This window comes from Paraburkholderia sp. TE9906 (assembly GCF_056279605.1).
This window is the reverse complement of sequence record NZ_JBWCCT010000002.1, coordinates 488,966-512,715: the sequence shown is the minus strand read 5'-3', so window position 1 is coordinate 512,715 and position 23,750 is coordinate 488,966. Positions and strand designations below refer to the sequence as shown.

22 protein-coding genes and 1 pseudogene are annotated in these 23,750 nt (G+C 63.6%); 10 read left to right on the top strand and 13 right to left on the bottom strand.

The window, feature by feature from the left end; all coding sequences use genetic code 11:
* Positions 1 to 23: 23 nt before the first annotated feature.
* A complete protein-coding gene (locus tag ACZ9H4_RS06185) occupies positions 24 to 1,550 on the bottom strand; it encodes a leucyl aminopeptidase (protein ID WP_408152903.1) in 1,527 nt (508 codons plus the stop codon).
* 137 nt (positions 1,551 to 1,687) lie between these two features.
* On the opposite strand from ACZ9H4_RS06185, the gene lptF reads away from it, so the two are divergent.
* From lptF to ACZ9H4_RS06165, 4 genes are all read left to right on the top strand, one after another.
* Positions 1,688 to 2,785 (top strand): LPS export ABC transporter permease LptF, encoded by a 1,098-nt coding sequence (gene lptF / locus ACZ9H4_RS06180; RefSeq protein ID WP_408141542.1) that lies wholly within the window; start codon positions 1,688 to 1,690, stop codon positions 2,783 to 2,785.
* Positions 2,786 to 2,788: 3 nt separating this feature from the next.
* The gene (gene lptG / locus ACZ9H4_RS06175; protein WP_408141541.1) at positions 2,789 to 3,937 is read left to right on the top strand and encodes an LPS export ABC transporter permease LptG; all 1,149 of its coding nucleotides are present in this window, start codon (positions 2,789 to 2,791) and stop codon (positions 3,935 to 3,937) included.
* An 11-nt stretch (positions 3,938 to 3,948) separates the two neighbouring features.
* On the top strand, positions 3,949 to 4,329 hold the full coding sequence (locus ACZ9H4_RS06170; RefSeq protein WP_408324613.1) for a sirohydrochlorin chelatase: 381 nt from the start codon (positions 3,949 to 3,951) through the stop codon (positions 4,327 to 4,329).
* Between the two features lie 675 nt (positions 4,330 to 5,004).
* A complete protein-coding gene (locus tag ACZ9H4_RS06165; protein ID WP_476118495.1) occupies positions 5,005 to 5,457 on the top strand; it encodes a hypothetical protein in 453 nt (150 codons plus the stop codon).
* A gap of 119 nt (positions 5,458 to 5,576) precedes the next feature.
* On the opposite strand, the gene cobA is transcribed toward ACZ9H4_RS06165, so the two are convergent.
* From cobA to ACZ9H4_RS06135, 6 genes are all read right to left on the bottom strand, one after another.
* Positions 5,577 to 6,332: a uroporphyrinogen-III C-methyltransferase gene (cobA, locus tag ACZ9H4_RS06160; RefSeq protein WP_476118493.1), complete on the bottom strand. Its 756-nt coding sequence runs from the start codon at positions 6,330 to 6,332 to the stop codon at positions 5,577 to 5,579.
* A gap of 100 nt (positions 6,333 to 6,432) precedes the next feature.
* Complete coding sequence (locus ACZ9H4_RS06155; RefSeq protein WP_408141537.1) at positions 6,433 to 7,749, bottom strand: sulfate adenylyltransferase subunit 1; 1,317 nt, start codon at positions 7,747 to 7,749, stop codon at positions 6,433 to 6,435.
* 21 nt (positions 7,750 to 7,770) lie between these two features.
* A complete protein-coding gene (gene cysD, locus ACZ9H4_RS06150; RefSeq protein WP_476118491.1) occupies positions 7,771 to 8,733 on the bottom strand; it encodes a sulfate adenylyltransferase subunit CysD in 963 nt (320 codons plus the stop codon).
* 119 nt (positions 8,734 to 8,852) lie between these two features.
* Positions 8,853 to 9,596 carry a phosphoadenylyl-sulfate reductase gene (locus ACZ9H4_RS06145; RefSeq protein ID WP_476118490.1) on the bottom strand — a complete coding sequence of 248 codons (744 nt, stop codon included), beginning with the start codon at positions 9,594 to 9,596 and terminating at the stop codon, positions 8,853 to 8,855.
* Positions 9,593 to 10,132, bottom strand: a complete 540-nt coding sequence (locus ACZ9H4_RS06140; RefSeq protein ID WP_408141534.1) for a DUF934 domain-containing protein — start codon at positions 10,130 to 10,132, stop codon at positions 9,593 to 9,595. The genes ACZ9H4_RS06145 and ACZ9H4_RS06140 overlap by 4 nt, the downstream gene beginning before the upstream one ends.
* Before the next feature lie 22 nt (positions 10,133 to 10,154).
* A complete protein-coding gene (locus ACZ9H4_RS06135) occupies positions 10,155 to 11,834 on the bottom strand; it encodes a nitrite/sulfite reductase (RefSeq protein WP_408141533.1) in 1,680 nt (559 codons plus the stop codon).
* Between the two features lie 235 nt (positions 11,835 to 12,069).
* Between ACZ9H4_RS06135 and ACZ9H4_RS06130 the strand changes: the two genes are divergently transcribed.
* The 4 genes and pseudogenes from ACZ9H4_RS06130 to ACZ9H4_RS06115 all read left to right on the top strand — a co-directional run bounded on the left by ACZ9H4_RS06130 (position 12,070) and on the right by ACZ9H4_RS06115 (position 15,393).
* Positions 12,070 to 13,011, top strand: coding sequence for a CysB family HTH-type transcriptional regulator (locus ACZ9H4_RS06130; protein ID WP_149671579.1), 942 nt, complete (start codon positions 12,070 to 12,072; stop codon positions 13,009 to 13,011).
* A 35-nt stretch (positions 13,012 to 13,046) separates the two neighbouring features.
* Complete coding sequence (locus tag ACZ9H4_RS06125; RefSeq protein ID WP_408141532.1) at positions 13,047 to 14,207, top strand: ABC transporter substrate-binding protein; 1,161 nt, start codon at positions 13,047 to 13,049, stop codon at positions 14,205 to 14,207.
* Positions 14,208 to 14,234: 27 nt separating this feature from the next.
* Positions 14,235 to 15,053: pseudogene (locus ACZ9H4_RS06120) on the top strand (efflux RND transporter permease subunit); the annotation flags it as partial.
* 79 nt (positions 15,054 to 15,132) lie between these two features.
* Positions 15,133 to 15,393 carry a hypothetical protein gene (locus tag ACZ9H4_RS06115; RefSeq protein WP_408141531.1) on the top strand — a complete coding sequence of 87 codons (261 nt, stop codon included), beginning with the start codon at positions 15,133 to 15,135 and terminating at the stop codon, positions 15,391 to 15,393.
* A 15-nt stretch (positions 15,394 to 15,408) separates the two neighbouring features.
* On the opposite strand, the gene ACZ9H4_RS06110 is transcribed toward ACZ9H4_RS06115, so the two are convergent.
* The 6 genes from ACZ9H4_RS06110 to ACZ9H4_RS06085 all read right to left on the bottom strand — a co-directional run bounded on the left by ACZ9H4_RS06110 (position 15,409) and on the right by ACZ9H4_RS06085 (position 22,341).
* A complete protein-coding gene (locus ACZ9H4_RS06110) occupies positions 15,409 to 16,560 on the bottom strand; it encodes a Gfo/Idh/MocA family protein (protein ID WP_476118488.1) in 1,152 nt (383 codons plus the stop codon).
* Positions 16,561 to 16,574: 14 nt separating this feature from the next.
* Complete coding sequence (locus tag ACZ9H4_RS06105; protein ID WP_408141529.1) at positions 16,575 to 17,624, bottom strand: sugar phosphate isomerase/epimerase family protein; 1,050 nt, start codon at positions 17,622 to 17,624, stop codon at positions 16,575 to 16,577.
* Between the two features lie 81 nt (positions 17,625 to 17,705).
* The gene (locus tag ACZ9H4_RS06100) at positions 17,706 to 18,668 is read right to left on the bottom strand and encodes a substrate-binding domain-containing protein (protein ID WP_408152910.1); all 963 of its coding nucleotides are present in this window, start codon (positions 18,666 to 18,668) and stop codon (positions 17,706 to 17,708) included.
* Positions 18,669 to 18,780: 112 nt separating this feature from the next.
* Entirely contained in the window at positions 18,781 to 19,794 is a 1,014-nt protein-coding gene (locus ACZ9H4_RS06095; RefSeq protein WP_408141527.1) for an ABC transporter permease, read from the bottom strand.
* Complete coding sequence (locus ACZ9H4_RS06090) at positions 19,775 to 21,262, bottom strand: sugar ABC transporter ATP-binding protein (protein WP_408152911.1); 1,488 nt, start codon at positions 21,260 to 21,262, stop codon at positions 19,775 to 19,777. The genes ACZ9H4_RS06095 and ACZ9H4_RS06090 overlap by 20 nt, the downstream gene beginning before the upstream one ends.
* 2 nt (positions 21,263 to 21,264) lie before the next feature.
* Positions 21,265 to 22,341 (bottom strand): LacI family DNA-binding transcriptional regulator, encoded by a 1,077-nt coding sequence (locus ACZ9H4_RS06085; protein ID WP_476118485.1) that lies wholly within the window; start codon positions 22,339 to 22,341, stop codon positions 21,265 to 21,267.
* Positions 22,342 to 22,699: 358 nt separating this feature from the next.
* On the opposite strand from ACZ9H4_RS06085, the gene ACZ9H4_RS06080 reads away from it, so the two are divergent.
* Positions 22,700 to 23,353, top strand: a complete 654-nt coding sequence (locus ACZ9H4_RS06080; protein ID WP_408141524.1) for a protein-L-isoaspartate O-methyltransferase family protein — start codon at positions 22,700 to 22,702, stop codon at positions 23,351 to 23,353.
* Between the two features lie 71 nt (positions 23,354 to 23,424).
* The gene (locus tag ACZ9H4_RS06075) at positions 23,425 to 23,748 is read left to right on the top strand and encodes a rhodanese-like domain-containing protein (RefSeq protein WP_121316736.1); all 324 of its coding nucleotides are present in this window, start codon (positions 23,425 to 23,427) and stop codon (positions 23,746 to 23,748) included.
* The last annotated feature ends 2 nt before the right edge of the window (positions 23,749 to 23,750 follow it).

The following is a 23,750-nucleotide window of genomic DNA, read 5'->3' as shown; positions in this document are numbered from 1 at the left end:
GCCCGCGGGCTGACTGCAATGCGTCATTGTGCGGCGCGACCGTCCGCGGCCCTGTCGATCAGGAACTGCGCGAGCAAAGGCACCGGACGGCCGGTGGCGCCCTTCGCCGCGCCGCTCTTCCACGCGGTGCCGGCGATATCCAGATGCGCCCACGGATAAGCGTCCGTGAAGCGCGACAGGAAGCAGGCCGCCGTGACGCTGCCGGCCGGACGGCCGCCGATATTGGCGATATCGGCGAAATTCGACTTCAACTGGTCCTGATACTCGTCGTCGAGCGGCAGGCGCCAGGCCGGGTCGGACGCTTCACGCGACGCGTCGAGCAGCTCGCCCGCGAGCGCGTCGTCTTTCGAGAAGAGGCCGCTGTTGTGATGGCCGAGCGCGATGATGCACGCGCCCGTGAGCGTGGCGATGTCGATCACCGCGGCCGGCTTGAAGCGCTCGGCGTAAGTGAGCGCATCGCACAGGATCAGGCGGCCTTCGGCGTCGGTGTTCAGCACTTCGATCGTCAGGCCCTTCATGCTGGTGACGATGTCGCCCGGCTTGGTGGCGGTGGCCGACGGCATGTTCTCGACCGCCGGGATGATGCCGACCACGTTGATCTTCAGGCCCATTTCGGCGACCGCGCGCAACGTGCCCAGCACCGAGCCGGCGCCGCACATGTCGTACTTCATCTCGTCCATGCCCTCGCCCGGCTTCAGCGAGATGCCGCCGGTGTCGAACGTGACGCCCTTGCCGACCAGCACCACCGGCGCGGCCTTCGCAGCGCCGCCCTGGTACTGCAGCACGATGAACTGCGCCGGTTCGACCGAGCCGGCCGTGACCGACAGGAACGAGCCCATCTTGAGCGCTTCGCATTGCTTCTCGCCGAGCACTTCGACCTTCAGCTTCCAGTCCTTGGCGAGTTTCTTCGCGGTGCTGGCGAGGTAGCTCGGCGTGCAGACGTTGCTCGGCAGGTTGCCGAGGTCGCGCGTGAGGTCCATGCCGTTGGCGAGCGCCGCTCCCTGCTTCGCGGCCAGCTTGGCGGCCTTCTCGTCGCCGGTATTCACGCTGAAGACGATGCGCTTCAAGGCGCGCGCCGAGTTGTCCGGCTTGCTCTTCATCTGCGTGAACTTGTAGGTCAGCTCGCGCAGCGCGAGGATCGCGGCGCGCACGCCCCAATCGGCGGTGCGCTCGAGCACCGGCAACTGGGCCAGCGTGAAGGTGACCTGGACGATCTTGGTGGGCAGCAGCGCACGCCATGCGGCCCGCACGGCGTCGCCATAGGCTTTCTGGCTGAAGGCATCCTGCTTGCCGAGGCCGACCAGCAGCACGCGCGACGCGCCGATGCCCGACACTTCGTGCAGGAACAGCGTGGTGCCGGCCTTGCCGTCCATGTCGCCGGCCTTGATGATGCGGGTCAGCAGGCCGCGGGTGGCCTCGTCGATCTCAAGCGCCGCGCCCGAGAGCGTTTGCGACTCGAACACACCGATTACGATGCAATCCGACTTCCCGGTGAGGAAACCGTTTGACGAGCCTTTGGTCCAATCACAGGCTTTTATGCTAAAGTCCATCGCGCTTGTCCTCGGATAAAATCTGGGCTTAGGATGAAAGCCGCAATTATCCGCTATTTTTCCCGCGGCGGCTGCACCGGAGGCGTGACGGGAACGAACCCGCGCGTCACTGAGAGCGCCCCCTCTCGTCATCAATAATGATCTTCGAACGCTCCCTCCAGCGCGAACTCGCGTATACGGCTGGTGCCGTGTTCATGGTTCTCCTCACGCTCGTGTTGACGACGATGATGATCCGCATCGTCGGCTTCGCGGCCCAGGGCGAGATCGACCCGCGCGACGTGCTGGTCCTGATCGGCCTCACCGTGATCGGCTATCTGGCGATCATGCTCGTCGCGACCCTGTTCGTGTCGATCCTGTTCGTCCTCACGCGCTGGTACAAAGACTCCGAGATGGTCGTGTGGCTGTCCTCGGGCGTGAGCCTCACGCAATTCATCAAGCCGATCGGTATTTTTGCCACGCCGATCATCATCCTCATCATGTTCTTCGTGTTCGTCGGCTGGCCGTGGTCGAACCAGCAGAGCAAGCTGATCCGCGCGCGCTTCCAGCAGCGCGACGAGGTCTCGCTGCTCGCGCCGGGCCAGTTCCGCGAGTCGGCTGCGAGCCACCGGGTGTTCTTCATCGAGAAGATGTCGCCCGACCAGGGGCGCGTCGAGAATGTCTTCGTGACCAGCACGGAAGGCGGCAAGGTCAACGTGGTGGTCTCGAAGTTCGGCCATACCGAGACGCACAAGAACGGCGACCGCTTCGTCGTGCTGGAAAACGGGCGGCGCTATGACGGCGAGCCTGGCCATCCCGATTTCCGCATCATGGAGTTCGAGCGCTATGGCGTGAAGATCCAGAGCCAGCCGGTCGTCAATACGCCGACCACCACCGGCACGCCCACGCTCACGCTGCTGCGCAATCCGACCAAAGACAACCTCGCCGAATTTGCGTGGCGCGCGGGGCTGCCGCTGATCGCGATCAACCTGATGCTGCTGGCCATACCGCTTGCGCACCAGAATCCGCGCCGCAGCCGCACCATCAATCTGGTGATGGCCGTGCTGATCTATCTGACGTATTCGAATCTGCTGAACGTGGTGCAGTCGTGGATCGAGCAGGGCAAGATGTCGTTCGGGGTGGGGCTCGTGATCCTGCACGTCATCGTGGCGGCAATCGTCGCGTTCATCTTCTGGCTGCGCGTGCGCAACCGGCCGCTCTTCACGCGGGCCATGTTCAGCCGTTCGCAGGGAGCCTGACCGATGCGCATCTATGAAAGGTATTTCGCGCGTCAGATCTATCTCACGTTCATCTTCATTCTGTTTGCGTTTTCGGGTCTGTTCTTCTTCTTCGACCTGATCAACGAACTGAACTCGGTCGGGCACGGCAACTACAAGTTCCAGTACGCGGTGCTGCGCGTTGCGTTGCAAACGCCGTCGCGCTTCTACGAAATCATTCCGGTCGCCGCGTTGATCAGCGCGATCTACGTGTTTGCGCAGATGGCGGCGAATTCCGAGTACACGATTTTTCGTGTGTCGGGCCTCGCGACCAATCAGGCACTGCGCTCGCTGATGAAGATCGGCATTCCGCTCGTGTTCCTCACGTATCTGATTGGCGAAGTGGTCGGCCCGTACACGGATCAGCTGTCGGAGCGGGTGCGGCTCGAGGCGCTGGGTTCGTCGGTGTCGACCAACTTTCAGTCGGGCGTGTGGGTGAAGGACACGCTCACCGCGCGCGCGGACGGCGAGCAGGTGACGCGCTTCGTGAACGTCGGCGAGTTGAAGCCGGACGCGACGATCGCCAACGTGCGCATCTATGAGTTCGATTCGAAGTTCCGGTTGTCGAATGTGCGCACCGCGCAAAGCGGCCGGTTTCAGCCGCCGGGGCACTGGCAACTGACGGGTGTCACCGATACGCAATTGCTCGACGTGCCCCCTCCTCCGGGCACGCCCGCCGATGCGCTCAATCCGGTGTATCGCGCGAAGCAGGTGTCGTTGCCGGAGTACTCGCTGCGCTCCGAATTGACGCCGCAGATTCTGTCGGTGCTGCTGGTGGCGCCGGATCGGATGTCGATGTTCAATCTGTTCCGCTATATCCAGCATTTGACCGAGAATCATCAGGACACCCAGCGTTATGAGATCGCGCTGTGGCGCAAGGTGCTGTATCCGTTTGCGGTGTTCGTGATGCTGGTGTTGTCGTTGCCGTTTGCGTATTTGCATACGCGGGCTGGGGTTGTGGGTGTGAAGGTGTTCGGCGGGATTATGCTCGGGATGAGCTTCCAGTTGTTCAATACGCTGTTCTCGCATATCGGGACGTTGAATACCTGGCCTGCGCCTTTGACTGCGGCTACGCCTGGGCTCGTTTATCTGGTGCTTGGGTTGGTTGGGTTGAAGTGGGTTGACCGGCATTAGGGGTTATCGTCATGGCTATGCATGGGTTGGTTCTGTTTGGGCATGGCGCGAGGGATGTGCGGTGGCGGGAGCCGTTTGAGAGGCTTGCCGACAAGCTGCGGGCCGTGCGCGGTTCTGGCGATGCTGGCGGGCCTGTGATGTTGGCCTTTCTTGAGTTGATGGAGCCGGATTTGCCTACGGCGGTGGATGGGCTTGTTGCTCAGGGATGTGATGGGGTTACCGTTGTGCCTGTTTTTTTTGGGCAAGGTGGGCATGTCAGGAGGGATTTGCCTGAAATCATCCAGCGGTGTCGTGAGTTGCACCCTTCTGTCGAGATTAAATGCGCTGGCGCTGTGGGTGAGGATGAGGGTGTGCTCGATGCTGTCGCGCTTTATTGTTTGCGGCAGGTTTGATGCCTGGTTTGTTTTGCCTGCGCGGCGCTTTGGGTGTGCTAGTCGGGTGTTGGCCTTTCCTTGAATTCACGGTGGTCTATTAGCGTTGCCCCTGTGCGGGGCGGCACTTACTTTCTTTGCCGCCGCAAAGAAAGTAAGCAAAGAAAGCGGCTTCACACCGCTAATTCTTAAGCGGGTCCCCTGGCTTGGAGGGGGCAGTGGTGCATCTGGAATCTGTGCTCTCGCACATTCCGCCCCCGTGACAAGGCAGTCATTCTTCCGGCGGCGCTGCGCGCGCCGTCGCGGTACTTCATCAAACATCCCCTACCTTTTACGCTGAAGTTTCTGCTCGGCACGCTGGCCTTCGTTCATCAGGCCATTCGGAAATTTCAGAAATGCTCGCTTCGCGCGCTCTTTAACGTGCCCACGTAATCACTCCCTGAGCGACACGTTTTAAACTGATTTCGCCGTCAAGACAGCAACGGTCAGGCTTGGCAGTCTGCACATCTCACACCCAACCTGGGCTCAGCAGAACGCGTCTGCTTCTGCACGTCCTTCTATGGGCGGGCCGTGATATAGGAGACCTCCGGGTCTGCTGGTGTGGGTGTGAGCCAGTCTGCCAACCTTGTCACTGTGCCCGCTCACCCCTTGCAAGCGAGTGTCGGGCGATCCAGCCAAGTTTCAGGGAGATCGCACATGAGTAAATCCGCCAAGCATTTTCGAACCGCCTCGCGCCCACCTGTTGATGCTCTCCAATACGAAAAACTCGCGCTATCCGCTTTCGGACTCATCGAAAGACAGATAAGCCAGTTGGACAAGCTGGTCACACTCGCAGCGTCGATCTACAGAAGCCCCGCTCTAACGCGAGACGAAAGATCGCGCCAGCGGAGACTGCCGGGACTATTGATCGATACGGGCGAGGATTACCAGCGAGAAGTAGAAACTGACCTGGAGTTGTACCAGGTCATCGCGCTGGATGCGAAGGGAATCGCCCAAAGCCGAATCACCGCCCGCCGCGCAACAAATCTTCTGGCAAAAGCGACAAGGGCGGCATCGGAGAGTCGCAAACGGATCAGCACATCCAAGGCCGCGCAACTCAAGCAGGTTCGCTTCAAGACCATCCCACGGTCCATCGCCGCAACACACTGACACAACCTCGCTGTGCCCTGCCCCAGACGTGAAAAAAGGCGCAATCAATGCGCCTTTCCCGTAGCAAGCAAGCGATGTCGCCGAACGCCGAACATTCCGTCAGCGCAGGCAACACAAACCTAAGCCGCCACCAACATCCCATCCACGATCCGCACCACCGACTGCCGCCGGTCAGCAAACGCCTCGCCGATCATCAGCAAACTCGGTTGCGATGCGTCCACCCACCGTTGCGCCTCACCCGCAGCCAGATCCTCGAGCGTCAGCGTGAGCATCCGCTCGCGCTCCGTGCTGCAAGCCTCGACGATCGCGACCGGCGTCGTCACCGGCTTCCCGGCATCGATCAGTTGTTGCGCGATTTCTACCCCGCTATCGCGGCCCATGTAAAACACGAGCGAATCCGCATTCACCTGCTCGCGAATCTCATCGGACCCGGGCGCACGGCTGAACGTCGCCAGCGCCACACTGCGCGACACGCCTCTTAGCGTCAACGACCGCTTCAACGATGCCGCACTCGCGAGCGCCGCGGTAATCCCCGGCACCACCTCATACTCGATGCCCGCCGCTTCCAGCGCCCGCATTTCTTCATCGGCACGCCCGAACAGCATCGGATCGCCGCCCTTCAGACGCACCACCACCTCGTGCTCCAACGCGGCATCCACGATCTGCTTGTTGATGAACTGCTGAGCCGTCGACAGTTGCCCGCAGCGCTTGCCCACCGCAATCCGCTTTGCGTGCGAAGGCGCGTAGTCGAGCATGGCCGGCTCGACCAGCGCGTCGTGCAGCACGACGTCGGCGGCGCCGAGCAGCCGTGCGCCGCGCACCGTAATCAGATCCGCCGCACCCGGCCCCGCGCCGATCAGATAAACCTTACCCATTTGCATCAACCTGTTGGTTAGGGCGCCAGCGCCGAGCAACGACGCATCACATCGCATCGCGCTGCATCGTCACACCGCGCCGCCGGACGCCCCTCTCCGCTTACGCCGAAAACGCCCGGATCATCCCGGCCGCGACGGTGTGGTGCGTCGCTTCGTCGATCAGCACGAATGCGCCCGTGCCCTGATGCGAGTCGTACACGTCGCACACCAGCGGCTTCTGCAACGTCAGCGCAACGCGGCCGATATCGTTCATCGCGAGTTCCTTGCGATCGGTTGCTTGCGACAGCGTATGCACGTCGAGCACTTCCTTGATCGCGCCGATTCGCGCGAACACCGTGCTGGTGGTCTGCTTCAACAGATACTTGCGCTGCGTCGACAGCGGCGTGTCGTCGAACCAGCACAGGTCTGCTTCGAGCTTCTTCGCCGGTTCCGGCGCCGCTTCACGCAGCACGAAGGTGTCGCCGCGCGACACGTCGACGTCTTCCGCGAGACGGATCGTCACTGTCTGGCCCGCGAACGCGCGATCCACCGCAGCCGTGCCGCCCACCACCGGCGCGATGATCTCGGCAACCGTTGCTTCACGGTTGGCCGGCAACACGACGATCGTGTCGCCGAGCTTCACTTCGCCCGCTTCGACACGGCCCATGTAGCCACGGAAATCGTCGGCCTGGTTGCCGTCCTGGCGCGCCACCCATTGCACCGGGAAACGCAGCGCCTGGCCGGTCGGCACTTCGACCGGCAGCGCTTCGAGCAGGTCCAGCAGCGGCTCGCCCGCGTACCAAGGCATGCTTTCGCTGGCCGTCACAATGTTGTCGCCCTTCAGTGCCGACACCGGCACGAAACGCACATCGGTCAGGCCGAGTTGGCGCGCGAGTTCGACATACGCGTCGCGAATCTCGTTGAAGCGTTGCTCGCTGTAGTCGACCAGATCCATCTTGTTGATGGCGACGATCGCGTGCTGCAAGCCGAGCAGCTTGACGATCGCGCTATGGCGCTTGGTTTGCGGCAGCAGTTGCGCGACGCCATCGACGAACGTCACGCGCGTCGCGTCGACGAGAATGATCGCCGCGTGCGCGGTCGACGCGCCCGTCACCATGTTGCGCGTGTACTGCTCGTGGCCCGGCGTGTCGGCGATGATGAACTTGCGCTTCGCGGTAGCGAAGTAACGGTACGCGACGTCGATCGTGATGCCCTGCTCGCGCTCGGCTTCGAGGCCGTCGGTCAGCAGCGACAGATCGATTTCGTCGCCGACGGTGCGCTTGTTCTTCGCGCGCGAGAGCGCCGAGAGCTGGTCGCTCAACACGGCCTTGCTGTCGTACAGCAGGCGGCCGATCAACGTGCTCTTGCCGTCGTCGACGCTACCCGCAGTGATGAAACGCAGCACGCCGAGGTCTTCTGGTTGATGAATACCACTCATGATTGTCTTACCCTCGTGTGCTTAGAAATAACCTTGCTTCTTACGCTGTTCCATCGCGGCTTCGGAGACCTGATCGTCCATCCGCGTCGCGCCGCGTTCCGTGATTTCGGTCACGGCCGTTTCGGCGATGATCTTCTCGATATCGTCCGCGTCGCTTTCCACCGGGCACGTGCAGCTGATGTCGCCGACGGTGCGGAAACGCACCTGCGCGTTTTCGCTGACTTCGCCTTCACGCATCGGCGTGAGCGGCGTGACCGGCACGAGCAGGCCGTTGCGGCGCACGATCTCGCGTTGGTGCGCGTAGTAGATCGATGGCAGTTCGAGCTGTTCGCGAGCGATGTACTGCCACACGTCGAGTTCGGTCCAGTTCGAGATAGGGAACACGCGCAGGTGTTCGCCGTTATGCAGACGCGCGTTGTACAGGCTCCACAGTTCCGGGCGTTGCGCCTTCGGGTCCCATTGGCCGAACTCGTCGCGGAACGAGAAGATGCGCTCTTTCGCGCGGGCCTTCTCTTCGTCGCGGCGCGCGCCGCCGATCAGCGCGGTATAGCCGTACTGTTCGATGGTTTCGAGCAACGTCACGGCTTGCGCGGCGTTGCGCGAATCCGTTTCGCGGCGCAGACGCACGGTGCCGCGCTTGATCGAATCTTCAACGTGGCCGACCACCAGTTCCGCGCCAATCTCCTGCGCACGGCGATCGCGGAAGTCGATCACTTCGCCGTAGTTGTGGCCGGTATCGATATGCACGAGCGGGAACGGCAACACGGTCTTGCGATTCGCGCCGATGCCGAAGGCCTTCAGCGCGAGGTGCAACACCACGACCGAGTCCTTGCCGCCCGAGAACAACAGTGCGGGCTTGCTGCATTCGGCGACCAGTTCGCGCAGGATGTGGATCGACTCGGCTTCGAGCCAGTCGAGGTGATCCATACGGTTCGCCGTGTTGGTAAGCGGAGCGTTCACAGTGGAATCGAGCGTGGTGCTCATGTCGGGTCCTTCGTTGATTGCCCGGCGAGCGGTTGCCCGCCGGAGCACAAGTATTCAAATCGATCCGGGCGGCGTTCAACCCGTTCAAACCGGGAGCCTGCCCTCAGTGTAGCGATATATCAGACCGAAGCGTTTTCGCTGCGTTCGACGATCGGGGTAATCGTCGTGATGTGCAGGCCGCATTCCTTCGTATCGCGCGACTCCCACCACCAGCGCCCTGCGCGGCTGTCCTCGCCGGGACGGATCGCGCGCGTACACGGCTCGCAGCCGATGCTCGGATAACCGCGCGCATGCAGCGGATTGACCGGCACGTCGAACGCTTTCAGGTAATCCCACACTTCAGCTTCGGTCCAGTCCGTCAGCGGATTGAACTTGGCGATGTTGCGCGCGGCGTCGTGCTCTTCCGCGTGCAGTTCGGCACGCGTCACCGACTGCTCACGGCGCTGGCCCGTCACCCAGGCGCTGACATCCGACAGCGCGCGGTTCAACGGCTCGACCTTGCGAATCTCGCAGCAGCGCTTGCGCAGATCGACGCTTTCGTAAAACGCATTCAGACCGTGCGAGCCGACGTATTCCTCGACTGCCGCTGCCTGCGGATGAAACTGTTCGATCTCGTAGCCATAGCGCTCTTTCACGCGATCGAGCATGCCGAGCGTTTCCGCATGCAAGCGGCCCGTATTCAGCGAGAAGATGCCGACCTTCACGCCGCGCGAGAGGATCGCGTGGGTGAGCAGCATGTCTTCCGCTGCGAGGCTGCTGGCAAGCTTCACGTTCGCGTGGCGCGCGGCGATCGAGTCGAGCAGCGCATCGAGGCGCTCGACCTTCGCGGCGAGTTCCGGTGTCAGCGTGTGAGCGTCGCTCATACCGGCGCCTTTTGCAGTTCGCCTGCCTCGCGGCGACGGAACAGCGGCGACGAATTCACCGCGCCCTGATAGTTGAAGCTGAATTCGTCGAACGCCTTCAGCGCATCGTCGAAGTCCTTGTCCGCGCGCAGCGCATACGCGTCGAAGCCGCAACGGAACATGAACGTGATCTGATCGCGCAGCACGTCACCGATTGCGCGCAGCTCGCCCTTGTAGCCATAACGCTCGCGCAGCAGGCGGCCGATGCTGTAGCCGCGGCCGTCGCGGAACACCGGGAAATCCACGGCGATCAGCGCAATCTTGTCGAAGTCGGCGACGATATCCGCCGGTTCGCTGTCCGGCGCGAGCCACACGCCGATCTCGGCCGCACTGCGCGACGCAGCGAGCGCTTCACGCTCAGCCTGCCACAGCGCGAGCGGCACCAGCACCTTGCCGGCCGGCAATTCGTTCACCGCGGGCAGCGCGCCGTCTTCCGCCGGACGCACAAGGGTCCAGTCATCGTTGACGATTGCGCGGTTCTTGATGATAGAAGCCATCTGTTCAGTATCCTTTTCGCGGTTACGCGTGAGCCGGTTGACGCGAGGCGTACACACGTTCCTTGAACGGGGTGATGCCGATGCGGTTGTACGTTTCGATGAAGCGCTCGCCTTCGTGGCGGTTTTCCACGAAGGTGTCGATCACCTTGCTCATCACGTCCGGCATTTCTTCCGCCGAGAACGACGGGCCGATCACGCGGCCGAGGTGCGCGCCGGTCGCGCCCGTGCCCTGCTCGCCGCCGAGCGTCACCTGATACCACTCCGAGCCGTCCTTATCGACACCCAGAATGCCGATGTTGCCGACGTGGTGGTGACCGCACGCGTTGATGCAGCCCGAGATGTTCAGCGACACGTCGCCGAGGTCGTACACGTAGTCGAGATCGTTGAAGCGTTCCTGGATCGCGAGTGCGATCGGAATCGACTTCGCATTCGCGAGCGAGCAGAAGTCGCCGCCCGGGCACGCGATGATGTCGGTCAGCAAGCCGATGTTCGGCGTGGCGAAACCTTGTGCCTTGGCCTTTTCCCACAGCGCGAACAGATCGCGCTTCTTGACGTTGGCGAGAATCAGGTTCTGTTCGTGCGACACGCGGATTTCGCCGAGCGAATACTCGTCGGCCCAATCGGCGACCGCTTCCATTTGCGTGTCGGTGGCGTCGCCCGGAGCGATGGTGGTCGGCTTCAGCGACAGCGTCACCGATGCGTAGCCCGCAACCTTGTGCGGCCGCACGTTACGCTCGACCCAGCGCGCGAACGCGCGGCTTTCCAGCAGATGCTTTTCGTACGACGCATCCGTATCCGGCAGCTTCTCGTACACCGGCGGCTGGAAGTACTGGACCACGCGATCCACTTCAGCCTGCGTGAGCGTCGACGGGCCGTCCTTCAGGTGCTGCCATTCTTCTTCGACCTGCGCCGAGAATTTCTCCGGGCTCAACGCCTTCACGAGAATCTTGATGCGCGCCTTGTAGATGTTGTCGCGGCGGCCATAGCGGTTGTACACGCGCAGCACGGCTTCGCAATACGTCAGCAGGTGTTGCCACGGCAAATCTGTACGGATGATCGCGCCGATGATCGGCGTACGGCCCATGCCGCCGCCGGCCAGGATGTCGGCCACCAGCTCGCCCTGCTCGTTCTTCCTCAGATACACGCCCATGTCGTGAACCTGCACAGCGGCGCGGTCTTCCTTCGAACCCGACACGGCAATCTTGAACTTACGCGGCAGCCACGCGAATTCCGGGTGGAACGTCGACCATTGGCGCAGGATTTCCGCCCAGGGACGCGGATCGACCACTTCGTCCGGTGCTACGCCGGCGAACTGGTCGGCGGTGATGTTGCGGATGCAGTTGCCCGAGGTCTGAATGCCGTGCATCTGCACCGCAGCGAGCTTGCGCAGGATTTCCGGCGTTTCTTCGAGCTTGATCCAGTTGTACTGGATGTTCGAGCGCGTCGAGAAATGGCCATAGCCGCGGTCGTGTTCACGCGCGATCTGCGCGAGCACGCGCATCTGGTCGCTGCGCAGGTTGCCGTACGGAATCGCGATGCGGTGCATGTACGCGTGGCGCTGGTAGTACAGGCCGTTCTGCAGGCGCAGCGGACGAAACTCCTCTTCGCTCAATTCGCCCGACAAGCGGCGGCGAACCTGATCGGCGTATTGCGCGACCCGTTCATCGACGATGGTCTGGTCGTACTGATCGTATTGGTACATTCGGGGACCCCAATTTTTTGGCGTGACACACGGCGGTCCGGCGGCCGGCGCACCGGTTCCGCCGCGCCTTGAATATCCGTCTTAGTCAGCTGCCGCAAACGAGCGTTTAGACCCATCTCTCATTTGCTTATGACAAAGACAGATATCCATATTGAAAAAGATGGACAGATCGTAATAAACTCGCCTTATATTTCAAACGACTAAAAAATTCTTTTTATATGCGGAGAGGTTATATATGAACCTGCATCAATTCCGCTTCGTCCGCGAGGCTGTGCGGCAGAACTTCAACCTCACCGAAGCTGCGAAGGCGCTGTTTACCAGCCAGCCGGGCGTTTCCAAGGCGATCATCGAGCTCGAGGACGAGCTGGGCGTCGAAATCTTCACGCGGCACGGCAAGCGCGTGCGCTCGCTGACCGAACCGGGACGCATCATTCTGCAGTCGGTCGAGAAAATCCTGCAGGAAGTCGAGAGCCTGAAGCGCGTCGGTAAAGATTACGCGGCGCAGGATCAGGGCAATCTCGTCATCGCCGCGACCCACACCCAGGCGCGCTACTCGCTGCCCGCCGCGATCGCCGAGTTCAAGAAGCGCTTCCCCAAAGTCCACCTTTCGATTCTGCAAGGCAGCCCGACGCAGGTCGCCGAGATGGTGCTGCACGACCAGGCCGATCTCGCGATCGCCACCGAAGCGATCGCCAACTATAAGGAACTGGTGTCGCTGCCGTGCTTCCAGTGGCACCACGTCGCGGTGATGCAGCCGGATCATCCGCTGCTCGACCGCAAACTTTTGGCGCTGGATGATCTGACCCAGTATCCGCTGATTACCTACGACAACGCATTCGCCGGCCGCACCAAGATCAACGAGGCGTTCCGTCTGCGCGGGCTGCATCCGGACATCGTGCTGGAGGCGATCGACGCCGACGTGATCAAGACCTATGTGGAACTGGGCCTCGGCGTCGGCATCATGGCGGATATCGCGTTCAACGCCGAGCGCGACCGTCATTTGCGCGCAATGCCGGTCGGCCACCTGTTCGGCAGCAACGTGACGCGCGTCGCGCTCAAACAAGGTGCCTATCTGCGCAGCTATGTGTACACGCTCGTCGAACTGCTGTCGCCGAGCATGAACCGCAAGCTGATCGAACAGGCGCTCAAGGGCGAACACGAAACCTACGAACTTTGATATCACCTCGCTTCCTGCTACGGAGACCCTTCTCGATGAAGTCGCATAAGAACAAACTTCGCGGCATCGCCGCTCTCGGCGCGCTCTTGCTCGCCACCGCAGCCCATGCCGACCTCAAGGTCGGCATCGATCTGTCGAGCACGGGTCCTGCGGCCGTGATCGGCATCACCAGCAAGAACGCGATGCTGATGTGGCCCGCGACGATCGCCGGCCAGAAAGCCGACTACATCTTCCTCGACGACGCATCCGACCCGGGCTCGGCCGTGCGCAACATCCGCAAGCTGATCAACGAGGACCACGTGGACGTGATCGTCGGCCCGAACATCACGCCGGCCGCGATGGCCGCGCTCGATCCGGTCGCCGAAAGCCAGACGCCGATGATCACGCTGATCGGTTCGGCCAGCGTGGTCGAGCCGCAGGAAGGCAAGAAGGTGTGGGCCTACAAGATGGCGCAGACCGACAGCGCGATGGCCGACGTGATGACGCGCTACATGGCCAATCACAACGTGAAGACGGTGGGCTTCATCGGTTTCGCGGACGGCTACGGCGAGAGCTGGCTCAACGAGTTCAGCAAGTTCGCGGCGCTGCGCCATATCCAGCTGGTTGCGACCGAGCGCTATAACCGCACGGACGCGAGTGTCACCGGGCAGATTCTCAAGCTGATGGCCGCCAAGCCCGATGCGATCCTGATCGCCGGGGCCGGTACGCCGACGGTGCTGCCGCAGCGCACGCTGATCGAACGCGGCTACAAGGGACCGATCTACCAGACGCACGGCATCGCGACGCCGGAGTTCATCAAGCTGGGCGGCAAGGACGTCGAAGGCACGCTGTTCCCGACCCAGCCGGTGGTGGTCGCGCGCACGCTGCCGGCCGATCATCCGGCGAAGAAAGCGGCGCTCGCCTTCACCAACGAGTATGAAGCGAAGTACGGCGCGGGCAGCGTGACGCAATTCGCGGGCGATGCGGCGGGCGTCTATCCGCGTTTGCAGGACGCGGTAGCGCGTGCATTGAAGACGGCGCAGCCGGGCACGCCGGCGTTCCGCGCCGCGTTGCGCGACGAGCTGGAACATGCCCATGAACTGGTGGTGCCGAACGGCGTCGTCAACACGAGCCCGAAGGACCACGTCGGCCTGGATCAGCGCGCAAGCGTGATGGGCACCATCAGGAACGGCAAGTTTGTTTATCTGAGCCAGTAAGCAAAGCGCAAATGCCCGTGCGCGCGGCTGATGATCGCGACCAACCGCACCGATGCAAACGGCGCGCCGGTGCTGGTGCCGCTGCGGCAGATCGCGGACATCGTCAAAACGACCGGGCCCGACGTGTTGAACCGGCGCGATCTGCAACGCGAGGTGATGCTCTCGGCGAACGTGAACGGCCGCTCGCCGGGCGAGGTCGCCGCCGACATCGCGAAAACGCTCGATGCGATGCATCTGCCGGCCGGCTATCGCTACCGCTTCGAGGGCTCGACCAGGAGCATGCAGGAGTCGTTCGTGTACGCGATCGAGGCGCTCGCGCTGGCGGTGATTTTCATCTACATGATTCTCGCGTCACAGTTCGCGAGCTTCGCGCAGCCGCTCGCGATCATGGCGTCGCCGCCGCTCACGCTGATCGGCGTGCTGATCGCGCTGCTGCTGTTCGGCAGCACGCTGAACATGTTCTCGATCATCGGCTTCGCGATGCTGATGGGGCTCGTGACCAAGAACGCGATTCTGCTGGTGGACTTCGCGAACCAGGCGCGGCGCGGCACCTTCCTCGATGCAGCCGGCCAGGGCCGCATGATGGAGCGGCGCGAGGCACTGCTCGAAGCGGCGCGCGTGCGTCTGCGGCCGATTCTGATGACTACGCTCGCGATGATCTTCGGCATGCTGCCGCTCGCCGCCGCGCTCGGCGAAGGCGGCGAACAACGCGGCCCGCTCGGGCAGACGGTGATCGGCGGGGTGATTACGTCGTCGATTCTGATGCTGGTGGTGCTGCCGGTGGTGTATACGGTGCTGCAGGATCGGGCGGACTGGTCGCGCGCGGTGTTCCGGCGTAAGGGGTAGTCAGGCGCTGACGCCATGCCGCGCCGCGTCGGCGAAATTGTTAAAGTAGCAGTCTCTCCCCGATCAGCAGTCCCACACCATGCGCACCACCCGAGCCATCCACGCCGTCGAACGGCTGAAAACGCGCAGCGGCAATCCGCTGTTCGCCGCGATCAGCCTGTCAGGCGGCCTGTTCTATCTGGTCGACAAATCGAGCGGCTCCGACAAGAAAGTCTCTGACCCGTTGACGCTCGACGACTTCGTCAAGTTCGTCGACGCGTACGGTCCGCAGAAACCGCGCAAGGCGAGCAAGCTCGATATCGCGTTCGAAGAGCAGATCAGGAAGAGTAAGGGCGGCTAAGCGGCCCTCCTCGCTTCACGCCCTTTCAATCTCGCGCCACTGCCCATCCGCCGCGCTACTCGCGAGCACGGCATCGATGAAGCGCAGCCCCGCGATACCATCGTCCACCGTCGTGAGTAGCAGACTCTCCGCAGGCAGCGCGCGGCCTTCGTCCAGCGCGTCGATCTGCAACGCCGCGTCTTTGTACAACTGCGCGAACGCTTCCAGATAACCTTCGGGATGTCCCGACGGCACACGCGTCGCGTGCGCGGCGAGCGCGCTTTGCACGCGCCCTCGCGTCAAGCGCTGCGCCAGCCCGCCTAGCGGTGTGAACCACAATTCGTTCGGCTGCTCCTGATCGAATGCGAGGCCGGCCTTCGTTCCATACACCCGCAGACGCAGCGCATTCTCCGCGCCGCTCGCCACCTGGCTCGCCCACAACATGCCGCGCGCGCCGTTCGCGTAACGCAGCATCGCCTGCACGTGATCGTCGATGCGGCGTCCCGGCACGAAGGTGTGCAACTCCGCCGACAGCGCCCGCGGTGTCATCGCCGTGACGAAGGACGCGAGGTGATACGCATGCGTGCCGATATCGCCGAGACAGCCCGCCGGTCCCGCCAGCGACGGGTCCGTGCGCCAGCCGGCCTGTCTGTTCGCGCCGCTTGTCTCAACCGGTTCGGCCAGCCAGTCCTGCGCGTATTCGACCTGCACCACGCGAATCTCGCCCAGTTCGCCGCGCTCGACCAGTTCGCGCGCATGACGCACCATGGGATAACCGGAGTACGTATGAGTCAGCGCGAAGAGCTTGCCCTTGTCGCGCGCGAGCTTCGCGAGCGCTTCGCCTTCGGCGAGTGAAATCGCCAGTGGCTTGTCGCAGATCACGTGGATGCCCGCTTCGAGGAACGCCGTCGCCACCGGCGCATGCAAATGGTTCGGCGTGACGATCGCGACCGCGTCGATGCCGTCGTCGCGAGCGGCTTCGGCGCGCGCCATCTCGCGCCAGTCCGCATAGCTGCGCGCGATGCCCGCCTCGGCGGCGCTCGCCTGCGCACGCTGCGGGTCGGACGACAAGGCACCCGCCACCAGTTCGAAACGATCGTCGAGCCGCGCCGCGATCCGATGCACCGCGCCGATGAACGCACCCTGCCCGCCGCCGACCATGCCCAATCCAAGCCTTCTGTGTGGCATCGCGTTACTCCTCATCAAAGCCCCAGCACACGCTTCACCTGCGCATCATCCACGCCACTCCCCGCAAAATCGTCAAACGCATGCTCGGCCACGCGAATGATGTGCCGCCGAATGAACTCCGCGCCTTCACGCGCACCGTCGTGTGGATGCTTCAGCGCGCACTCCCATTCGAGCACGGCCCAGCCGGGGAAATCGAATTGCGCCATCTTCGAGAAGATCGCGCCGAAGTCGATCTGGCCGTCGCCGAGCGACCGGAAACGCCCCGCCCGTTCGACCCAGCCGCTATATCCGCCATATACGCCCTGCTTGCCGTTCGGCCGAAACTCCGCATCCTTCACATGGAACGCCTTGATGCGCTCGTGATAGATGTCGATGAACGCCAGGTAGTCGAGCTGCTGCAAAACGAAATGGCTCGGATCGTAGAGGATGTTCGCCCGCGCATGCTGCCCGAGCGCGTCGAGAAAGCGCTCGAACGTCACGCCGTCGTGCAGGTCCTCGCCCGGATGCAATTCGTAGCAGACATCCACGCCGGCTTCATCGAACGCATCGAGAATCGGCCTCCAGCGGCGCGCGAGTTCGTCGAAGGCAGCGTCGACGAGGCCCGCCGGACGCTGCGGCCACGGGTACAGATACGGCCACGCCAGCGCGCCGGAAAACGACACGTGCGTGCTCAGGCCCAAACGCTGCGACGCCTTGGCCGCAAGCTTCAACTGGTCGATCGCCCACTGCGTGCGCGCGGCGGGGTCGCCGCGCACCTGCGGCGCGGCGAAGCCGTCGAACAACGTGTCGTACGCCGGATGCACGGCGACCAGTTGCCCTTGCAGATGCGTCGACAGTTCGGTGATCGTCACGCCCGCATCGTCCGCGATCTCGCGCAGTTCGTCGCAATAGGCCTGACTCGCGGCCGCCTGCTCCAGATCGATCAGGCGCGCATCGCACGGCACCTGAATGCCCTTGAAGCCGAGCCCCGCGGCCCAGCCCGCCAGATGCGCGAGATTGTCGAACGGCACCTCGTCGCCCATGAACTGGGCCAGAAAGATCGCCGGCCCTTTGATGGTTTTCATCGTACTGTTCCTCGAACGATCACGCGCCCGCCATGCTAGTGCGGCAAAACCACGGCGAGCGCGCTGACTCGACACTCACGCTCAGAATGGCGAGTCCGGAAAGTAGAACTGCTGCGCGTTTTCCTTCGTGATCAGCACCGACGGAATGATCGTGGTCGCCGGCAGCTTCTCGCCCTTCAAACGCGCCTCGGCGGTGAGCTTGATCGCGTCGTAGATGAATTTCGGCGAGTACGACACGTCGGCCTTGATCATCGGCGCGCCGTCCATTACGTTCTTCACCATGCCCTTCGAACCCGCGCCGCCGAACACGATCTTGATGTCGGTGCGCTTGGCCTGATCGATCGCCTTGATGACGCCGACCGCCATGTCGTCGTCGGCGGCCCAGACGGCGTCGATGTGCTTGAAGCGGGTCAGATAGTCCTGCATCACCTTGAACGCGTCGTCGCGATTCCAGTTCGCGTACTTGCCGTCGAGAATCTTGATGTCCGGATAGTTCTTCAGCACGCCGGTGAAGGCGGCCCAGCGCTCGTTGTCGAGCGTGGTCGGAATGCCGCGCAGCGCGACGATGTTGCCCTTGCCGCCCAGCTCCTTCGCCAGAAACTCGGCGGGTATCTTGCCGAACGCGGTGTTGTCGCCGGCCACGTACGCATCCTGCGCGCTGGTGTCGGTCAGGCCGCGATCGACCACCGTCACGTACACGCCCTTCTTTTTCACCTGCGCGACCGGCTGCGTGAGCGAGGCCGATTCGAACGGGAAGATCACGAGCGCGTTGATCTTGTTGACCGTCACGAGATCCTGCAACTGGTTCGCCTGTTCGGGCGCGCCGGCCGCGGTCTTGACGATCACTTTCAGGTCGGGGTGCGCTTTCTCCAGATCGGCCTTCGCCTTGTTCGCCCACCAGACGATGCCGCCCGTGAAGCCGTGGTCGGCTGTCGGAATCGCCACGCCTAGTGTGACCTTGTCGTCGGCGCGCGCAGCGCCTGCCGCACCCAGTATCCCCAACGCCAGCATGCCGGCGCCGACCGCTCGAATGACGTGTTTCATGGTTGTGTCTCCATCCAGTTGGTGAGGCGTTCCGGCGCCCCGATTTTTGGACCTGCTGGTTTTGCCTGCTATTGCCTGGTGTTACCCGGTATTGCAGCTTGAAGCACTAAAACTATCGCCGTCCGCGCTGCACGAACGCGACGAAGATAATCACCACGCCCTGCACCGCCGCGTTCAGATACACGCTGATGATGCTGGTCAGGTTCAGAATGTTGGCGATCACCGAAAGCAGAATCGCGCCGATCACCGTGCCGATCACGCGCCCTTCGCCGCCTTTGAGCGCGGTACCGCCGACCACCACCGACGCGATCGCCTCCAGCTCCCACAGGAGCCCCGTGGTGGGCGTGGCCGAGCCGAGCCGCGGCACGTAGAGCACGGTCGCCACGCCGACGCAGATGCCGAGCAGCACATACGTGACGATCTTCACCGTGTCGACGCGGATCGCCGCATAGCGCGCGACCTGTTCGTTCGAGCCGATCGCCTGCACGTGCCGGCCGAACGCGGTGCGATTGAGGATCAGCGCGCCGCCCGCCGCCACGACGAGAAACACCCAGATCGGCACCGGCACGCCGAACAGGCTCGCGTAATACACCGGGCCGTATAGATCGGATAACGAATTATCCAGAGTCAATGCGCCGCCGTCGGCGAGCCATGTGAGCACCGCGCGAAAGATCCCCAGGGTGCCGAGCGTGACGATGAACGGCTCGATCCGTCCTTTGGTGATCAGCAATCCGTGCGCGCAGCCGAACAACCCGCCGAGCACGAGCGCCGCGACGATGCCGATCGACACGATCGCGAGCGGCGCGAACGTGTGCCCGGCCGCGCCCGACGCGAGCCCGTTCATCAGCCAGATCATGCTGCCCGCGATCAGTGCGGCCATCGAGCCGACCGACAGATCGATGCCGCCCGAAATGATCACGAAAGTCATGCCGACCGCGATGATGCCGATGAACGACGTACGCGTGAGCACGTTCATCATGTTGTCGACGGTCGCGAAATCGCGGTTCAGCAGCGTGCCGATCACGCACAGCAGAATCAGCCCGACGAGCGGCCCGAGCGCATACAGACGATGCGCGAAGCGCAGCGCGCGGCCGGCTTGCACGGCTTCAGTGGGTGCCGGTCGCATGAGCGATCAACTCCTCTTCGGTCAGATGTTCGAGCGTCAACGTGGCTTGCAGGCGCCCCGCGCGCATCACGGCAACACGGTGGCACAAGCCGATCAGCTCGATCAGTTCGGATGAAATGACGATCACCGCGCGGCCTTGCGCGGCGAGCCGGTGAATCAGGAAATAGATGTCGCGTTTCGCGCCGACATCGACGCCGCGCGTCGGCTCGTCGAGCACGATCACGTTCGGGTCCGGCTGCAAAAATTTGGCGAGCGCGAGCTTCTGCTGGTTGCCGCCGGAGAGCATGCGCGCGCGGCTCGACAGATCGCCGGTGCGGATGCCGAATTCGCCGACCGCTTTCGTCAACGCCGCGCGTCCCGCTTTCAGGTCCAATAAAGGATGCGCGTAGCGTTCGAGCGTCATCAGCGTGACGTTGTCCTGCAGGCTCAGGTTCACGTGCAGGCCCTTGCCCTTGCGGTCCTCGCTGAGGTACGTGAGCCCGTGGCGCATCGCGTCGCGCGGGCTCTTCAGATCGGCGCGCCGTCCCGCGATTTCGATTTGCCCCGCCGTGCGCTTGCGCAGACCGATGATCGCTTCGAACGCCTCGGTGCGGCCCGCGCCGACGAGGCCCGCGAAGCCGAGCACTTCGCCCGCGCGCACGTCGAAGCTCAGATCCTCCACCCACTCGGGCACCGCGAGCCCTGTGACTTTCAATGCAAGCGGCGCGTCGGCGGGCACGGTGAGCTTGTCGGGGAACATGTCGGACAGCTCGCGCCCCACCATCAGGTTCGCCATCTGCTGGCGCGAGAGCGACGCGGTCTCGCCGCGCGCGACGAAGCGGCCGTCGCGCATCACGATGACTTCGTCGGTGATGCGTTCCACTTCGTCCAGCTTGTGCGAGATGTAGACGATCGTCACGCCGTCGGTCTTGAGCTTCGCCATCAGCGTGAAGAGCCGCTCGGTTTCAGACGGCGTGAGCGTGGCGGTCGGCTCGTCCATGATCAGCAGACGCGCGCGGCGCGACAGCGCCTTCGCGATCTCCACCATCTGCTTTTCCGCGACGATCAGCTCGCGCACCCGCGTCTCCGGCGCTTTCTCCAGCCCGACCTGCGCGAGATAGCGCGCGGCGTCGGCGCGCATCGCGGCATCGTCGAGGAACCAACCGCGCCGCTTCTCGTGGCCGAGGTACATGTTCTGCGCGATCGTCAGATGCTCGGCGAGATTGAACTCCTGATGGATCAGCACGATGCCTTGCGCTTCGGCGTCGCGCGAGCCGGTGAATTGCTGCGTGCGGCCGTCGACCAGCAAGCTGCCCGACGTCGCGGTTTCGTAGCCCGCGAGAATTTTCATCAGCGTCGACTTGCCCGCGCCGTTCTCACCGAGCAAACCGTAGATGCGCCCCGGCGCGAGTTCGAAGCTCACGCCGTGCAGTACGCGCACCGGGCCGAAGTCTTTGCGGATGTCGTCGAAGCGGATCGCGAGGCTCATGGTCACGCGCTCCCGCGAATCACCAGCCGATGCGGCAGCAGCACGCCCGGCACGTTCGCCAACGGATTCGCGAGACGCTGCAACAGCAGACGCGCGGCGGTTTCACCCAGTTCGCGCATCGGCTGCGCGATGGTAGTAAGCGGCGGATCGATCTGCGCGGCGAGCGAGATGTCGTCGAAGCCGACCACCGCGACGTCGTCGGGCACGCGCTTGCCCGCGCTGCGCAAGCCGTGGATCACGCCGATCGCCAGCGTGTCGGACACCGCGAAAATCGCGCTAGGCGCGTGCGGCTGCTCGGATAGCGTCACGGCGGCCGACGCGCCCGCTTCGTAGTCGAGACTGTTCAGGTTCATCCGCCAGCGCGGGTCCGGCGCAATGCCCGCTTCGATCAGCGCGTCGAGATAGCCCTGCTGACGCTGCCGCGCGTACAGGTAGTCGACGTCGGAATTGATCAGGCCGATGCGCCGGTGGCCGCGCGCGAGCAGGTGCCGCACCGCGTCGCCGGCCGCGCGGTAGTTGTCGATGCCGACGTACGGCACGCCGACCGCCGGATCGAACTCGCAGCACGCGACCCACGGCAGCGCGTGCGACGCCTCGCCGAGCGCCTGCTGGATGGTGGCGGGGTCGAGACAGATCGCGCCGTCGGCGCGGCGGCGGCGCAGCAGGTCGAAGTAGCTGCGCTCGCGCCCCGGGTCGGCGCCCGTGTCGCACAGCAGCATGAAGTAGCCGTGCTGACGCGCGACGCTGTCGATGCCGCGCACGATCTCCGCGTAAAACGGATTGCCGACGTCGGGCACCATGGTCAGCAGCAGCCGGCTCTCGGCGGTGCGCAGATTGCGCGCGAGTTCGTTGACACGGTAGCCGCTCGCGTCGATCGCGGCGAGCACCTTGTCGCGCGTGGCGGGCCGCACGTTCTCGTGGCCGTTCAGCACGCGCGACACCGTCGCCACCGAGACACCCGCCTGCTCGGCCACGCCGGCGATCGACAGACCATCGGCGGCGCGCAGCGGCCGAATCCCGGGCGGAGGTCGCGCTCCGGACTGGGGCGCCGGGGCCGCTTTGGACGACGATCTGGTCAAGTGAGTTCGCGCCGAAAATGTAATCGATTACATTTTTGAGTGATCGAAGCGCGAAGCGCAAGGACAGATCGCTAGGGATTAACACGGGGGCCCCCACGGCTGACGACGGACCGCGCCGGCGCGCGAGCCATGTTCCACGCAGCCCGCCGCCCTGCCCGCGAGAACCCGGCTGCCCGCCGCCATTTGGTACAATCCCGCAGTTACCCTGGCGCGGCTTGCATCCCGAATCGTTTTCGCGAAGCGGCCGGTCAGAGGCAAAAAGTCAGCGGCGGCGTTGGCCGGGCTTGGGGGCCAACCCCGGCCAAATCCACGGTCAAGCTCGTCGCCCGCTCGCCAAACCAAAACCGCCGAATCCACCATGAACATCGAGCAAGCGCGTTTCAACATGATCGAACAGCAGATCCGCCCCTGGGAAGTGCTCGACCAGGACGTGCTGAATCTGCTCTCGATCGTCAAACGTGAGAATTTCGTCCCCGCCGTCTACCACGAGCTGGCCTTCGTCGACTTCGAAGTGCCGCTGCCGGCCGGCCAGCACATGCTGGCGCCGCGCATCGAAGCGCGCGTGCTGCAGGAACTGGCGGTGAAGAAGCACGAAAGCGTGCTCGAAATCGGCGCGGGCTCGGGTTACATGGCGGCCTTGCTCGCGCATCGCGCGCAGCACGTGCTGACGGTGGATATCGAACCCGAACTGGCGGAGCTGGCCAAAACCAACCTGATCGCCAACGGCGTGCTGAACGCGGAAGTCGTGACTGGCGACGCGTCGCGCGGATGGGCTGGCGCGGCGCCTTACGACGTGATCTGCGTGTCGGGCGGCCTGCCGGTGCTGCCGCAGGAAATCCTCGAACACCTGAAGATCGGCGGGCGCCTCGCGGCCTTCGTCGGCACCGCGCCGGTCATGAAGGCGCAGATCATCACGCGTATCGACGAGAAGCAGTACCGCATCGCCGACGTGTTCGAAACCTACGTCGAGCCGCTGATCAACGCGGTGCAGCCGCCGCGTTTCAAGTTCTAAGCGATACACAACGCTATACGTCGATCCGCACGGCCGCCACGCGGCCGTCATCTGAACTGGATGTTCCGCTGATGCAAAATCTGACCGCTCCGGCGCTCGCCGAATGGCTCGCCGACACTTCGCGTCCCGCGCCCGTGCTGCTCGACGTGCGCGAGCCGTGGGAACTGCAAACGGCGTCGATCGCCGGCGCCGTGTCGATCCCGATGCGTGAAATTCCCGCGCGCAGCGAAGAACTCGACGACGACGCGCAGATCGTCTGCGTCTGCCATCACGGCGCGCGCAGCGCCCAGGTCGCGATGTTCCTCGAATCGCGCGGCCACACCAACGTGTTCAATCTTCAAGGCGGCATCGACGCGTGGTCACGCCAGGTCGATCCGTCCGTTCCCACCTACTGAGC